General features: G+C 59.5%; 18 protein-coding genes. 8 read left to right on the forward strand and 10 right to left on the reverse strand.

What is annotated here, in order from left to right; translation table 11 throughout:
- Positions 1-332 precede the first annotated feature (332 nt).
- Positions 333-1220: a ParB/RepB/Spo0J family partition protein gene (locus HW932_RS20655; RefSeq protein WP_176978347.1), complete on the forward strand. Its 888-nt coding sequence runs from the start codon at positions 333-335 to the stop codon at positions 1218-1220.
- A 196-nt stretch (positions 1221-1416) separates the two neighbouring features.
- Here the strand turns inward: HW932_RS20655 and HW932_RS20660 are convergent, their stop codons facing one another.
- The 6 genes from HW932_RS20660 to HW932_RS20685 all read right to left on the reverse strand — a co-directional run bounded on the left by HW932_RS20660 (position 1417) and on the right by HW932_RS20685 (position 5811).
- Entirely contained in the window at positions 1417-1719 is a 303-nt protein-coding gene (locus tag HW932_RS20660; protein ID WP_176978348.1) for a helix-turn-helix domain-containing protein, read from the reverse strand.
- The gene (locus tag HW932_RS20665) at positions 1703-2089 is read right to left on the reverse strand and encodes a type II toxin-antitoxin system RelE/ParE family toxin (RefSeq protein WP_176978349.1); all 387 of its coding nucleotides are present in this window, start codon (positions 2087-2089) and stop codon (positions 1703-1705) included. The genes HW932_RS20660 and HW932_RS20665 overlap by 17 nt, the downstream gene beginning before the upstream one ends.
- A 281-nt stretch (positions 2090-2370) precedes the next feature.
- Positions 2371-3045, reverse strand: coding sequence for a hypothetical protein (locus tag HW932_RS20670; protein ID WP_176978350.1), 675 nt, complete (start codon positions 3043-3045; stop codon positions 2371-2373).
- 576 nt (positions 3046-3621) lie between these two features.
- A complete protein-coding gene (locus HW932_RS20675; RefSeq protein WP_176978351.1) occupies positions 3622-4218 on the reverse strand; it encodes a hypothetical protein in 597 nt (198 codons plus the stop codon).
- The gene (locus HW932_RS20680) at positions 4215-5483 is read right to left on the reverse strand and encodes a type II toxin-antitoxin system HipA family toxin (protein WP_176978352.1); all 1269 of its coding nucleotides are present in this window, start codon (positions 5481-5483) and stop codon (positions 4215-4217) included. Before HW932_RS20680 ends, HW932_RS20675 begins: the two co-directional genes overlap by 4 nt.
- On the reverse strand, positions 5473-5811 hold the full coding sequence (locus HW932_RS20685) for a helix-turn-helix domain-containing protein (protein WP_176978353.1): 339 nt from the start codon (positions 5809-5811) through the stop codon (positions 5473-5475). The genes HW932_RS20680 and HW932_RS20685 overlap by 11 nt, the downstream gene beginning before the upstream one ends.
- A 387-nt stretch (positions 5812-6198) precedes the next feature.
- On the opposite strand from HW932_RS20685, the gene HW932_RS20690 reads away from it, so the two are divergent.
- Positions 6199-6858 carry a ProQ/FINO family protein gene (locus HW932_RS20690; RefSeq protein ID WP_176978354.1) on the forward strand — a complete coding sequence of 220 codons (660 nt, stop codon included), beginning with the start codon at positions 6199-6201 and terminating at the stop codon, positions 6856-6858.
- Positions 6859-6889: 31 nt separating this feature from the next.
- Positions 6890-7216: a hypothetical protein gene (locus HW932_RS20695; protein ID WP_176978355.1), complete on the forward strand. Its 327-nt coding sequence runs from the start codon at positions 6890-6892 to the stop codon at positions 7214-7216.
- Positions 7217-7228: 12 nt separating this feature from the next.
- On the opposite strand, the gene HW932_RS20700 is transcribed toward HW932_RS20695, so the two are convergent.
- Both HW932_RS20700 and tnpA read right to left on the reverse strand, forming a co-directional pair.
- A complete protein-coding gene (locus HW932_RS20700) occupies positions 7229-8755 on the reverse strand; it encodes a transposase (protein WP_176978356.1) in 1527 nt (508 codons plus the stop codon).
- Positions 8748-9155, reverse strand: a complete 408-nt coding sequence (gene tnpA, locus HW932_RS20705) for an IS200/IS605 family transposase (protein WP_176978357.1) — start codon at positions 9153-9155, stop codon at positions 8748-8750. Before tnpA ends, HW932_RS20700 begins: the two co-directional genes overlap by 8 nt.
- Before the next feature lie 193 nt (positions 9156-9348).
- On the opposite strand from tnpA, the gene HW932_RS20710 reads away from it, so the two are divergent.
- Genes HW932_RS20710 through HW932_RS20720 form a run of 3 tightly spaced genes read left to right on the forward strand, consistent with a single transcriptional unit; the run spans position 9349 to position 11061 of the window.
- Positions 9349-9990, forward strand: coding sequence for a ParA family protein (locus HW932_RS20710; protein ID WP_176978358.1), 642 nt, complete (start codon positions 9349-9351; stop codon positions 9988-9990).
- Entirely contained in the window at positions 9987-10274 is a 288-nt protein-coding gene (locus tag HW932_RS20715; protein WP_176978359.1) for a hypothetical protein, read from the forward strand. Before HW932_RS20710 ends, HW932_RS20715 begins: the two co-directional genes overlap by 4 nt.
- 10 nt (positions 10275-10284) lie before the next feature.
- Positions 10285-11061, forward strand: a complete 777-nt coding sequence (locus tag HW932_RS20720; protein WP_176978360.1) for a hypothetical protein — start codon at positions 10285-10287, stop codon at positions 11059-11061.
- A gap of 59 nt (positions 11062-11120) precedes the next feature.
- Here the strand turns inward: HW932_RS20720 and HW932_RS20725 are convergent, their stop codons facing one another.
- Positions 11121-11450: an H-NS histone family protein gene (locus HW932_RS20725; protein ID WP_176978361.1), complete on the reverse strand. Its 330-nt coding sequence runs from the start codon at positions 11448-11450 to the stop codon at positions 11121-11123.
- A 224-nt stretch (positions 11451-11674) separates the two neighbouring features.
- Between HW932_RS20725 and HW932_RS20730 the strand changes: the two genes are divergently transcribed.
- The gene (locus tag HW932_RS20730; RefSeq protein ID WP_176978362.1) at positions 11675-12136 is read left to right on the forward strand and encodes a hypothetical protein; all 462 of its coding nucleotides are present in this window, start codon (positions 11675-11677) and stop codon (positions 12134-12136) included.
- An 87-nt stretch (positions 12137-12223) separates the two neighbouring features.
- Positions 12224-12388 (forward strand): hypothetical protein, encoded by a 165-nt coding sequence (locus tag HW932_RS20735; RefSeq protein WP_176978363.1) that lies wholly within the window; start codon positions 12224-12226, stop codon positions 12386-12388.
- An 81-nt stretch (positions 12389-12469) separates the two neighbouring features.
- Here HW932_RS20735 and HW932_RS20740 read toward each other — a convergent pair.
- A partial coding sequence (locus HW932_RS20740; RefSeq protein ID WP_176978364.1) for an AAA family ATPase occupies positions 12470-13122 on the reverse strand: 653 nt, incomplete at its 5' end.

The following is a 13122-nucleotide window of genomic DNA, read 5'->3' on the forward strand; positions in this document are numbered from 1 at the left end:
TTCGCGATAGGCCACTTCGGCGATGAAGTTGCAGGCGTCATTGAACACCTGCATGGTCTTGAGCAGCGCGGCGTACTGGTCGGGCGTGGGAAGCAGTTTGAGTTGCAGCGTTACTTTCATATTGACGAAAATAATCACAAAGAGACCGGCGTGTCAACCCCAGCCGCCGCCTTCCGCCCTGACGGGCGGGGCGCTTCCCTCCCCACGGCTAAAGCCGGGGGCTTCTCGCGCCAATCTGGTGAGCGCAGGCAGAGGCAGAGGTGTTAGTCACTCTAAAACACGGAAAACCACCTATATGTCTCTGTAAAAAATTGCTTTTTACGTAGCGAAATATGAAAATTGCCACGTGGCAAGCTTTGGCCCCCGTCATGCACCAGATTCAGACGCTTCGACTGGAATACATCGAACTGCCAGCCTACTGGCCCTGGCCGCGCTGCGCCGCGCCACGCCAAGAGGCGCTCCGCTTTGCGGAAGAATCGGGGCTGATCGATCCAGTCATCGTGCGATCAGTAGGCAATCCGGGCTTCCCGCGCTATGAACTGCTCTCAGGGCGAGACTCCCTTGAGTTGGCGCGTCATCTGTTCCGAACCGATATTCCGGCGGTCATCCTCGACTTGACCTTGACGGAAGCTCAGGAGTTCGTGCGGGTCTTCAATGCCGAGGAGCAGCGATCGCCCGAGGCTACATCGCCGATCGGTCAGCGCCTGCTGACGATCGTGGAGGAGATCCAATCAAAAATGGAGGAACTGGCGCAGCGCCACATTCGCTATACCTGGAGACAAGCGGCCAAGGAGTACGGGGTCTCCCCTGCCCTGCTCTCCCATGGACGCCGGCTGCAACAGGCGCTGCATCCGGTGGCGAAGGAGGCGTTGAAGCGTGGCGGGATCTCGCTGGGGCACGCCAAGGCGTTGACGCGGTTTCGATACAAAGAGCAGCCCCGCATCGTGGCGCGGATCCTGGAGCGCGGTGCCTCGGTGCGGGACATCGAGCAGTCGGCCAGGTGTCGAGCGCTAGGGGCCGAGGACGGGTTATCGGAAGGGCTCATCGAGCGCGACCCGAATGCCATCGCCCTGGAGCAGGCCATCGCCGAGCAGCGCGGCTGGAAAGCGCAGTTGGCCTACGATGCCGAGCAACAGCGGGGGACTTTGACACTGGAGTTCCAGAATCTGGATATTCTGGACGATATATTGGAGAAAATGGGGGTCGATTTGGATAGATAGCTATCAAAAAGCTATCTATTTTCTCACGCATAGCACGCAAAAAAAGCCCCATCAGTCAAGGACCGATGGGGCGGGTAGAGCCGATGGCTCAGTCGGGGTCGCGTTCGCCGCTAAAAAAGTTTCCCGGACCTAAAGGACTGAGACGCGGAGATCGCCTCAACCACCTCCGTTTCGCCGTCAGCGCCCGCTCCACAGGCTACATGATTGCCTGCAAACCCTTGTCCGCTATGACGTTGAGCAACTTGAGTGCAGGCCCAGCTGGACGGGTTTCCCCTTGCTCCCACTTCCGAACCGTTGAAACGCTTGTGTGCAAGTGAAGCGCAAAGACCGGCTGGCTGAACTTCAAGTCTTCGCGCAGGCGCCGAATGTCTTCTGCTTCGAACTCGCGCACAGGCGGCGGACAGATCGCATCGAACTCTCGCATCGTTATCTTGCTGATGGCTCCGGCTTTGTGAAGCGCGGTTAAGTCGTCACGCAGCGATTCAATGATTTTGCTCATGGCAACGAACCTCTACTAAAACGCCCAGAAGCAATGCTGTCGCCAACTCTTCAGGCGACAGCGTCAAAAACGCCTTTCCGGCACACTGAAGAGCCTTTTTTTCTTCTTGCGCGATATTGGATCTATCGCTTTTGGAGAACCCATGCAGGAACACGTAGCGATCCCCTAGCCGCGCGGACAGTAGTGTCCGGTAGCCGCCACGCTTGCCGCCTCCTGATCGGGCTACCCGCTTTTTGTAGAGCAGTCCTCCCAGGTCCGCGTCGATCAATCCTCTCTCCATTTCCGCTACAGCTTCGCACAGCGCGGTATCGGGCAAGCTCTCTCCAGTTTGCCAGCGCGCAAACACCTTGCGCTTGAAAATGCGGTTCATTTTGACCTCCGAAGTATACCCGATACGGGCATGTTTTTTCATCTCGCGATGCCCGGATGGATACCGGGTTCTTCAAGAATCGGCGGTCAAAAAAGCGCGAACAGACCTAGCTCGAATGTTTCGGGATGCCGTGGCTCTGAATTGGCTTTGATTCGAGTTAGGGACGATCTTGGATCTATATATGTGCTATCTATCTTTGAAATAGGTATCTATTTTCTCGCGCATAGCACGCAAAAAACCCCATCAGTCAAGGACCGATGGGGCGGGGTAGAGCCGATGGCTCAGTCAGGGTAGCGTTCACCGCTCAAAAACGCGGCATAGGCGGCGGCTTCACCGAACGAGGCGAAACGCGCGCGAACGTCGCCTTCCACCCGCAGCTCCCAGAGGTTCTTCGGACCCTTCTGGATCTCCATCTCGGGGAGATGGTACTTGGGGTGCTGCCACAGCACCCTCCCCTCTTCATCCTGGATCTTGACGATGCAGTCGTCGAGAATCGGAGCGCCAAAACGACCGCTGTCGCTCAAAAGCAAAGGCACTTTCATTAGCCCCCCAGAGCGACCGATCCGCCCGAAGGTGTCGTTCTCCTCAAGCCAATCCCGACCGGTGTCGGAATCGCCGTAGAACAGACGAAGCGTTATGTCTTCACGCCAGGCCTTTTCCAAAATCCGCCTGACCTTCAACGGGGTCTTCGGCTTGAACCATGTCGCCGCCATCTTTTTAGGATGGCGACCGGCTTCCTCAAGCATCTGCTCGTATTGAGCGTAACGCTCAGGCGTCCCCACCGGAGCGTCAGACTCGACCGAAAATCCCAGGCGCTCTTGAAGCACCGCCAGGTGCTCCTCCAGATTATCAAAGCCCAGGCAACTGAAACCGGCCTGGTGCTTGATGATGTAGAGACGGCGCTCGGCGTCGACGGAAACGTGCGTGTCGTGCGTGTCGTGCGTGTTGTTGCTCATGGATATTTCCTCTTCAATGCCCAGCGACAGGCTGGGTTCAAGAGGATTTGTGGGTCAGGAAAGTGCGGGGCGATTTGGGGCGACAAGAAAGACAGCATCTATATAGCTATCTCCTAGAAAGCTATCTATTTTCTCGCGCATAGCACGCAAAAAACCCCATCAGTCAAGGACCGATGGGGCGTGGGGGAGGGAGTAGAGCCGATGGCTCACTCCGTTGGGGCGGCAACGGTGACGCCAGCTTCGGTTGCCTTGGCAACAGCGACCCGAACCTTCGACGCTTTGCCTTTCGTCAGCGTGATCCGGGTTTTTCAGAGCGGCGGACTGAGGAAGCATCCGCCGGTGAGTCTTAACGACCTGTGGCGCACGTAGCCCCTTTCGACCCTCCTGGTCAGGCGGGCTGAGGCTGGTCAACCCAGCCAGAAAAGAGCGGGCATCTGAGGCCGGATAGAGATAGCATCTAGATAGCTATCTCCTAACTAGCTTTTAGTTTCCTCCGGCGTGCCGTTTTGCTTGATGCGGTACTGTTTTTTGCTCCTTGATCCGCGCCGCGCTGAACGGTGATCTGCTCGGGATTGCCTAGGAAATAGCTATCTTCTGGCTATCTGGAATATAGCCAGCAAGCACATCCAAAAGCGCCTCATCGGACTCCAGGCGGTGCTCCAGATCCGCCAAATCGAACGGCTCGATGTGGTTAAGGATCCGCAAGCGCGGGCGTGGTCCCAGCGTTGTTCGTCCAGCCCGCGCGTTGACCACGCTCTCGCGGGCGATACCCAAAAAATTGGCCAGATCGGCATCTGTCGCAAAGCCGCCCGAGGCCTGCACGAGATCGAGCAATCGGCCTTCCGGCCCTGGCGTTCGCTTCTGTCGCTGCGGTGGGGTAGGGGGGAGCAAGTCCTCACCCTCGGCTTCTTGCAGAGCGGCGATGAGCGCCTCGACCTCGAGGCGCGATGTCCAGTCTGTCCGCCCCTGATAGGCGAGCAGATCCAGGATCCGAAGCCGGGTGGCAAGACCGAGCCGGCTTCGGCCATGACGCACTTGATGCAGCGGCGTCCGGGTCAGCCCCAGAAGTCGTGCCAGTTGAGCGTCCGACTGAACACCCAAGCGGCGCTTGAGGGCATCAAGCAAGCTGTTTTGCATTTTAAGATAGCTATCTATTTTATAGATATTTTTCAAAAATATATCTTAGGAGGCAGCAGATCTTCCAAGCAAAACGGATTAAGGAACTGGCGTCGCCACATCCCCAGTCGCTCGGCAGAGGTCAATTCCGCCTCATCGCACACTTGATCCCAATGTTTGCAAATGATCTCGATCTGATGGTCGATCAAGGTCCGTGCCTGCGCGGCTCTGAATCCAAAAGCGGGCGCGGCCTCCAAGCATGTGGTCAGTCGACTGTCGCGACGTTGGCCGGTCAGGAGCATCGCTTGCGAGGCTTCACCGCCGGTGCGTGATTGGGGGCAGATATCATAGGCCGGCGTCAATCGATAGTGCCTGCCGTCCCAGAAGGCGGCGTGGTTGCGGGCATGATCGTCGGTATTACCGCAGAGCAGGTTGAAAGTCATGCGGCCATAGAGCTCCATGAGTGTCCGGTCGGCCTCAGCGAAGTCACGGCGCACGCGGTGGGCCAAATCCTCATAGCTGGCATAGCGGGCCTCCATCGCGCGCAACCCGAGCAGGGTCAGAGCCGAGAGCATGGCGCGGCGCTGCCAGCCCGCTTCGTTGCGGACGCGATCGAAACGCTCGACCAAAAGCACGTCCCGTCCGAGCGCGCGCGTCAGGGAGACAGGCGCCGCATCCAGTCCAGCCAGACTCGCCAAACGCATGGCCACATATTCGGCCTTGACGACGCTGTAGAGGTCGTTGCTGGTGGAGAACTTGGCGATGAGCTTGCGCCCCTGATCGGTGAGGAGTGCCTTGGGACGCGCCCCTCCAATGGACGTTCCATGTTGCAGGACACGGGCCAGATCCGGCGCCAAGGTTTCGCCACGTTCCAAGCGCATCGCCGCCTCGGACAGGGTTTCCAGGTCGACCGCTTCGGATTCGCGTGCCACATAGTCGGTCGCGGACGGCTGAAAGTCCAAAGCCCCAATACGATCGGATCCGGATTCGAGCAGATACGTCAGTTCGTCGAGTTCCACGGCCGCCGCCATCCGGCCGCCTTGTCCGGTCAGGCGATGGATGATGACTCGGCGTCCCCAGGCATCCGGTGCGGCATCGCGCAGACAGGAAGGAATGTCTTCGTCGTTGCGATGCTGTGGACCTACGCGCAATGGCAATTCATCAGGAAAGAGACTGATGGCCTCCGGCCGTTCCAGATAGGAACGGCCGTAGGTGAAGACATAAGCGCCTTGAGCCTGACGGTCCAGTCGTCCTGCAACGACAGGTGTCGTGGCATTCGGCAGCCAGATCCAGACATAGGCTTCGCGTGGATCAGAAGTCATCGTTCGGCACTTCCCGAGTCGTCGATCTTATCCGTGAGGGCAGGAGTGTCAGACGCTCATCCTGACGAGCGGCCTCGCGCTCCAGAGCGGGGGTGTCTTGGCCGAAGATCGGAATACCGACCAGCCAGGCGGCCTCGAAGTAGGTGCCGATCGCCACGCCCGGTTCTCCACGAATGAGCCGGCGAACGGTGACGAGTCCGACGCCGATTCGCTTGGCCAGCTCGTCGCGCGTCCAGCCTTTGTGCAGACGACCTTCCTCGATCAGCCCGCCGAGCAGTCGCAGGGAGTGTCGTGTGGCGGGGGATAGCTTGGTGGGTGGATACGACATAGTTTAAATTGTATCACTAAAATCCTTAAGTGATACAAAAGTACCTAAAGTCGGGCGTAAACGGTCTCGCGCGAAGCCTCGTCGAGTCCGGCCTTTAGCGGCGGGGAGAGGCTTGGATAGCTATCTTTTTTCTATCTTGCTTGCAGAAAGCTTTAGCGCATATTGAACAGCCAAGATCCCAAGCCGAGCGGAAAGGCTGAGATGGTGCGGCCATTCGGGAATGAACGGCTCTTTATAGCGCTTTCAATCCACCTTTGCTGCGGCTCGCAAGGCATCCCAGTCGTCGGGCGGTTCGTCGTCAACCCTTAACAAATCCATGTTATATCTTTAAAATAGCTATCTTTCAGCTATCATTGTGTTTGTAGAAAGTTTCTGTTGGCAAAAAATATGGCCGAAACAAATGCTTCAGAAAGCCAAAAATCGCGAAGCCTCCTGCTTGATCTGGCCGGCCTGTATCCAGCCTGCTTCGACTGGAAGAAACCTCAGCCGCTCAAAATCGGGCTTTTCGATGATCTGGTCGCGGTGGGACACGACCCCCAACAGGTTCGCCATGCCCTGGCCATCTACTGCTCGCGCGCGCGTTACCTAAAAAGTCTGCGGCCAGATGCTCCCCGGATAGATCTCCAGGGCCAGCCGGCCGGGATCGTCACGGCCGAGGCCTCTGAGCACGCGAAAGCCCGACTCGAAAACAAGTGGAACCCGCCCGCCAAAACGACGGCGCCGGTTCCCGAGCTTCCCATCGACGCCCCACTGACCGAGGACAACATCGTGCCTGGCCGACTCGAACTGACCGTGAAGTTTTCCGAAATCCCCAAGCCGATGCCGGTCAAGAGCGGCATGAAGATCGGCATCCAGACCGAAAGCGCCCTCGTTGTGGCCACGCTGCCGCCGAAGGCCTGGAAGAAACTGGAGAAGGCCAAGGCGGACTGGCCGCAGTGGGTCGCCTCACTGACGGGCAAGCTCGGAACGCGCGTCGGGGCCGACGGACCGGATGTCGTTGTGCTCGAAAACCCGGCGATCCAGGTTTTTGAGAAAAAGACCAAGTAATTTCGAGTAACCGGGGGCGAGGAGGGATAGCATGTTTGACACTAAGCGTGAGACCTACAAGGACTGGTTGGCTTCGCTGGAGGTCGGTAGCACATGGACGACGGTTGAACGACCGTCGATTGGTGCTCCGGTGTTGAATGCCTATAAAGTGGTCGGAGTGACGGCTACACGCTGGAAGGTCGGGATCATCCAGGGACAGACGGTCAAGCACGTTTTTCAGGTGCGTAAATTAGACGGACAAATCGTGGGGAAACGCGAGCGGATCAGTGGGCCTGCATCGAGCGAGGAAATCGAAGAGGCCCAGCGCGCTCGATTTGTCTATCGGGCGGCACGAACGCTGGAGTCAGTCAGGTGCTGAACCTCCCCCCGGCTAAAGCCGGGGGGTTCTGGGGCCGAACCCAACGGGGTCTCCAGGCCCAACGGGCGCCTGGCCGTGACCGCTGGCAAGTCCCCTTCGACGCGCGATCGGCTCTGACGGCAACAGCACCGTGGGACAGGCCGGGGGCCGTCCGCTTGCCGATGGCTCTGTGCACAATCCCGCGCGTCGCAGCAGCGGCTCGGCAGCCGCCCAACTCTCGGTGAGCCGGGATGGATTGTGCGCGCCGTCCTCGACCGCACGGGCGAGAAAGGCGCTGTAGGCATCACGCTGCACCAGGACCGGTCCGCCACCGAGGGCGTGCCAGCGCTGCGACAGCGGTTTTTTGGTGCAGGAGCCGGTGACGTGATCGTACTGGCTCAGACACAAGCGCCGGGTGTCGAGTAACACCACACGCCCGCCGGCACTTTCAGCCTTGCGGGTTAAGGTGGCGACGAAGGCGCCCGGCGCACGAACCTGGACGCTGCGTCCGAAACAGCGTTGAAAGGCCCGATAGGAGAGGGTTTCGGTCTGAATGGTGGCACCCTGGGCCAGGATCCGGTTGGCCAGTTCGCCGTGGTCGCGCTTGCGCGCCGCCGCCAACCGCCGCTGGAGATCGGCGATCCGGGCGGCGCGCCGCTGGTAGCGTCCGGAGCACACCCAGCGCTTCGGTCCGGGCTTGACGCGCCCCTGGGCGTCGTAGTGTTCGGGATTAATGGCACGACGCGAGCGATCCTGTGCCCGTTGCAAGCGGCGGATCTCGGCCCAAGGCTGGACCACGGATGGAGCCAGCGGCTGCAAGGCCACGGCGTTTTCAGCCACAATGGCCACGGTCGACGGTCCCACGTCGAGTCCAACCCGCCCCTCACGGCGCAGGTGGTGCGCTTTGACGGGGGGCGTTCCTTCCTGGATCAGTTGTGCATACCAGCGCCGACGACCGCCGACCATCCGCCACACCAGGCGCGCATACTTGGTGCGTGCCTGAAGGCCGGCGTGCAGATAGGCGTCTTGCGCGGCCGTGGGGAGTTTCGCCGGTAGATAGCGCTTGCCCCAGATCAACACCCCGATATCGCGGTTCCAGCGCAGACCCGAGCCGGCCGATTTGCCCTCGATTGAGCGCAGCGGGCGTCGCGCGCCCTTGAAGCGGGGGCGTCCCCGTCGCCCCAAGGCATAGGCTTCGACGGCTTTCCAGACGCGCGTGGCAATGGTCTGCGTCTCGTGCGCCCCGAGGCGATCCTGAAATCCGGCCGCGTTCTTGTGGGCCGTGGCGCAGGCCTGAAGGGCGTTTTCGCTAAACCCATGACGCTCGCGACAGGCGCGAAACGCCGCCGTTCGTGCCGACGTTCCTTTGGGCAGGGCACAGGCGTCGGCCCAAGACGCCTCGGCACGCATGGCCGCCAGACGCTTGAGTGCATCGCCAAGCACGGCGTTGTAGAGCCGCCGACCGGCCTCCAGACGCGCCAGTAACACACGCTCATCGTCCGGTGTGACCACCAGCGGGACTTCGAGAACGAATGACGGTGTTTGGCAGCGTTTAGACATGCTTCTGCTGCTCGATGTATTGCTTGATCACCTCAAGCGGAGCGCCGCCGACGGTGGCGACGAAATAGCTGTTGGTCCACAGCGACGGCAACCGGGTGCGACACCAGCGAAACTCCTCACGCAGTCGGCGAGAGGAGCGTCCCTTGATGGTGCGGATCAGCTTGGCGATGCCGTACTGCGGATCGACCTCGACGAGCAGATGGACATGATCGGGCATGACCTCCAGTTCGATGAGGTCTGACGCGGATTCGTTGCAGACCTCACGAATAATCTCTTTGAGGCGCACATCGGCTCCATCCTTAAGGACATCTCGACGGTACTTGGGACACCAGACAACATGGTACTTGCAGGAGTAGACCACGCTGTTGTTGGACTTGTACTGGACGCGATAATCAGCCATAGGGTTATTATACAATCACGCTCAGAATAATCAAGCGATCTTCCGGCTTCGCCGGACGCCGCTCACCCCATGTCTAAAGCCAGGGGCTTGCGCGGCGAGTTCGGTCAATAAAATAGCTGGATTTTAGCTATCGGTTTGATAGCTATCTTGATGCTAGAATAAGGATTGCAAAAATCTTTTTGCGGAGAAACTGATGACCATTTATGCCGTCGTGAACTCAAAAGGCGGTGTGGGAAAAACCACGATCGCTGTGCATCTGGCGACGCTGGTTGCCCAAACCAGCCGCACGCTCCTCATTGATGGCGATCCGCAGGGGAGCGCGGCGTCCTGGGCCGCCTGGCGGCGAGACTACCTGCCCGATGCGCCGTCGCCCACAACGACCTGCCTGCACGAAAAAGCCATCTTGAACGAGGGTCGCCCCCTCGCCAAAGGATTCGATCATGCCGTGGTCGACGCTGGAGGGCGCGACACGGCTGGCCTGCGCTCGGCGCTCCTGCTTGCCCAGCGCGCCATCATCCCCGTCGGAGCTTCACAGCTGGATGCCGCCGCCCTTACCGACATCCTCACGCTGGTCGATATGGCTCGTGACTACAACCCGGATCTGAAGGTACGGGTGTTGCTCAACCGCATTGACCCGCGCACGCGCGACACAACCGATATGGTCAGCTTTCTGACCGAACAAAAACTGGCGGCGCTCAAGACCATGATCATCGAGCGCGTGGCTTACCGGCGCTCAGTCGGCGACGGCTCCACGGTCGGCGAGTACGGCAAGGACAAGGCCGCCAGTGCTGAGATGCAATCATTATTTGAAGAGGTAAGCGATTCGTGGCAATGAAACCAAAGCCGAGCGTTGATGCGTTTCTTGAAGGTGCCAATTCTCGTACTGAGACCACCGCCGTTGAGGACACGTCCGCATCGTCTACAAATAGCGCCCCAGAGTCGATGATGATCGAAGTCTCCGCGCCCGTGCCCACCGTCCAAAAGATGTTCCGGCTACGCTGGAATATCGCCGCAGAGCTTAAAGCGGAAGCTGGCCGAGAATCGTCTCGTGAAGGGCGGCGCGTCACGGAAACCGAGATCGTCGAGCGGCTGCTCAAAAAACACCTGAAAATTCAATGAGGGCACCAGGATGGGGGTTGAAATCCTTCCACTTTCCAAAGGATACGGCGTGCGATTTCCATTTGCGCTAAAAGAGGCCTTCCGCGTCGCGTTTCCCAGCGCAAAATGGAATCGCGACGATCGGCACTGGGAAGTGGGTGTGCGGTCGAAAAAGCGCCTTGAAGCCTGGATCGAGGCGGTCAAGGAGACCGCCGAGGCTCTGGCGATCAAGGAGGAGCTTGATTTCGTCCCGGAAGAACTGGAAAAAATCCGCTTCCAGCTTGAGGCCGTCGAGCGGGAGATCGGCACGGCTCAGGCGTTGCGTGAGCGCCTGGGCGAATCTCGCGCGCTTCTGGAAGCCGCGCGTGCCCCCCTGATCGAGGCCAAGGCGCGACAGGAGGCGCAGGCGGCGGCGCTTATCCAGGAGAAAGCCGATGTCAACGCCTTGCTTATGAGCCTGATCGACCTGCATGCCGTGAAGAAGGCGGTCGATGTGATGGCCTCGAACATGGTGCCGGCCGATCGTGGCCGTAAAGAGCGGTTTGAGGCCGCGCGTGCCGTGGTCTCACTGGCACGTGATCAGCTGCATGAGGCAGGGTTTGCTTTGGTGGCCATCGACAAGATTGCCTCGGCCAATGTCAATCGGCCCGACCGCGACCATCCCTATCGTCATGTACTGGAATCGGACTGGTATGCGCTGCGTCGAGTGGCCGCCGAAGACGACGATGGGGACGATGGGGACGATGAGTCGCGCCAAGCCGGCGGATATTGGGGAGTGATCGAAAAATTGCTTCGGTTGTCTCGTTAATCTAGAAAGCGTTACGCTTATTGGGGGCCGATCCTGTTGAGGGACCGGCCCCCGCTGTTTCACGCTTCTTCCGCCGCCCCAATCTTGAAGCGTGGATCATCCTTATCGGTCAGCCAAGCGGGGGCTCGACCGCGACCTGTCCAGGTTTTTCCTGTTTCCGGATCACGATAGCGCGCTTCACCAGAAGCAGATTCCGAAGCGCTACGAGCGCGAACCTTGCGGACAGTCTTGAAGAGATCGTCCGCTGTTAATTGAAATGTATCAACCAGAGACCGGGCCTTCTCAATGGCCTGGGTCCGTGCTTGGCTGCGAAGCTGCTCGATCTTCTCGTCCAGTTCGCGACGCTGTTCCATGAGTTCGTGGATTTCTTCTTGTTCTTCGGTGCTCAACATTTTTAACCTACAATAGCGTTCAAACTAAAAAGAGCACTTATGAAAACATAAAAAATCTAGATTCGCAATAGTTCAAACGCATTATCCGGAGCCTGTTATGTTCCAAAAATTTAATCCAGAACCTATTTTCCGCCGCGCCATGATGGCGGTTGAGCCGGATTACTTTTCATGGTCTGACCAACACCAGCTGGTGGTCAGGCAGCTGTTTGGTATCAGCGCGGATGACGCCGAACATCTCGCTATGGGACTACGATCATGCAGACTTTTTGTTCCATCAGACCGATCGCCAACAGCACAACGCGCCACAGGCCGATTGGCCCTATCTGGGCGAGTTGAGCGGACGCTGGGCGCGCTTGGAATACCGGGGCCGCATGATCTATGCCTCGCTCTGGATGGCCTGGAGCTATGTGGCCATGGGCCTTGAGGAAGCGGGGCGTCTCAAGATCGAGCAGATGGTTCCGCACGAGTTTGTGCCAGGCCCAAAGCATATGAAACCCGTCAAAGGCGGTTTCCAGTGGGATATGCACGCCGATGCCGGCGGACAGGAGGCCGTGCTGCGTGAACTGGAGCGGCGTTTTTTCGCCTATCTGCAAGAGCGCATGCGCGCCCTGGCCGAATACTTCACCCAGGCTGATCAGCCCCAGGTCTACTGGATCGAGAAAACCGACAGCCCGGACCCGTAGTGGAACATCGTGTTCTCAGATCCGTCCGCGCTGAAGGCGGTGCGCTTGCGCCATTTCGTTCGCGACTGCTCGGCGATGCCGGGCGAAATGTCCCGCTTTGAGGGCATTGAGCAGGCTGAGATCCAGGCCGCCACTGAGTTCCTAGAGGCGCAGCATCTGGCCATCTGTGCCGCGCACGATCCAACGGTCGTGCCACTACGCCGACGCCGCACGATCGTGGTCTCGCCCGATGTCCTCGGCCGTCTCGAGTAGCGCCGGTGCCAGGTGCCAGGTGCCAGGTGCCACACGACACTGTAAAGGATCTACAGCCCAATGTGGCACTGGGCGTGCGACTCAGCCGAAGGCACCATCGCGCAACTGCTGGCCCAGCAAGCGGCGGGCAAGTGCCTGTTCTTCATCGAACGACGCCTCTGCCCAAGCGTTGAGCGGTCTTCCGTAGCGGTCGAACTCGACCGGTGTGGCGATACACTCACCGGTCGTTTCTTGATCGAACCAATAGACGCGCACCCGCTCGGGCGGTAAACGCCCCTCGGCGATGGCCAACTGCACGCTGAGCAGCCAAATGCGCGAATGCGTTTCCAAGACGATCGTCGGCGCGTGCGTGCCGGCGGCGATCTGGCACACATGGTCGGCCAGTGCCTGCTGCGCGTTGGCATGCAGCAGGCTTTCAGGCGCTTCGACGGCCAGGATCCCGGCTTCACCACGCACACGGGCCTGCGCGGCGGCTGCAAGCATCGGGAGCGCCTGGATCATCCCGTCCCCCGTATCAAGCCAATCGATGTCTCGCAAAAATCCGTATCTTGGATTCAGTCGCAGCCGGGCAAACGGCTGACCAACAGCCGCATCGGCGACGTCCAAGTGCCGGGCGATTTCGGGACGGGCATACCAGGCGGCAACGTCTTCGAAGATAGGTCGATCGCCCACCACCACCTCGGCGGCGTTTGCACCATCCGCCTCCAGCCGGTCGACACGGCGACCTGTTTTTG

Source organism: Allochromatium humboldtianum (genome assembly GCF_013385175.1).
Classification (GTDB): domain Bacteria; phylum Pseudomonadota; class Gammaproteobacteria; order Chromatiales; family Chromatiaceae; genus Thermochromatium; species Thermochromatium humboldtianum.

Coding starts and splice junctions, on each gene's coding strand:
- HW932_RS20685 (WP_176978353.1), bottom strand. CDS start 5,811: ATGTCGTATCCACCCACCAAGCTATCCCCCGCCACACGACACTCCCTG.
- HW932_RS20660 (WP_176978348.1), bottom strand. CDS start 1,719: ATGAGCAAAATCATTGAATCGCTGCGTGACGACTTAACCGCGCTTCAC.
- HW932_RS20680 (WP_176978352.1), bottom strand. CDS start 5,483: ATGACTTCTGATCCACGCGAAGCCTATGTCTGGATCTGGCTGCCGAAT.
- HW932_RS20720 (WP_176978360.1), top strand. CDS start 10,285: ATGGGGGTTGAAATCCTTCCACTTTCCAAAGGATACGGCGTGCGATTT.
- HW932_RS20670 (WP_176978350.1), bottom strand. CDS start 3,045: ATGAGCAACAACACGCACGACACGCACGACACGCACGTTTCCGTCGAC.
- HW932_RS20665 (WP_176978349.1), bottom strand. CDS start 2,089: ATGAACCGCATTTTCAAGCGCAAGGTGTTTGCGCGCTGGCAAACTGGA.
- HW932_RS20655 (WP_176978347.1), top strand. CDS start 333: ATGAAAATTGCCACGTGGCAAGCTTTGGCCCCCGTCATGCACCAGATT.
- tnpA (WP_176978357.1), bottom strand. CDS start 9,155: ATGGCTGATTATCGCGTCCAGTACAAGTCCAACAACAGCGTGGTCTAC.
- HW932_RS20730 (WP_176978362.1), top strand. CDS start 11,675: ATGACGCCGAACATCTCGCTATGGGACTACGATCATGCAGACTTTTTG.
- HW932_RS20715 (WP_176978359.1), top strand. CDS start 9,987: ATGAAACCAAAGCCGAGCGTTGATGCGTTTCTTGAAGGTGCCAATTCT.
- HW932_RS20710 (WP_176978358.1), top strand. CDS start 9,349: ATGACCATTTATGCCGTCGTGAACTCAAAAGGCGGTGTGGGAAAAACC.
- HW932_RS20700 (WP_176978356.1), bottom strand. CDS start 8,755: ATGTCTAAACGCTGCCAAACACCGTCATTCGTTCTCGAAGTCCCGCTG.
- HW932_RS20735 (WP_176978363.1), top strand. CDS start 12,224: ATGTCCCGCTTTGAGGGCATTGAGCAGGCTGAGATCCAGGCCGCCACT.
- HW932_RS20690 (WP_176978354.1), top strand. CDS start 6,199: ATGGCCGAAACAAATGCTTCAGAAAGCCAAAAATCGCGAAGCCTCCTG.
- HW932_RS20695 (WP_176978355.1), top strand. CDS start 6,890: ATGTTTGACACTAAGCGTGAGACCTACAAGGACTGGTTGGCTTCGCTG.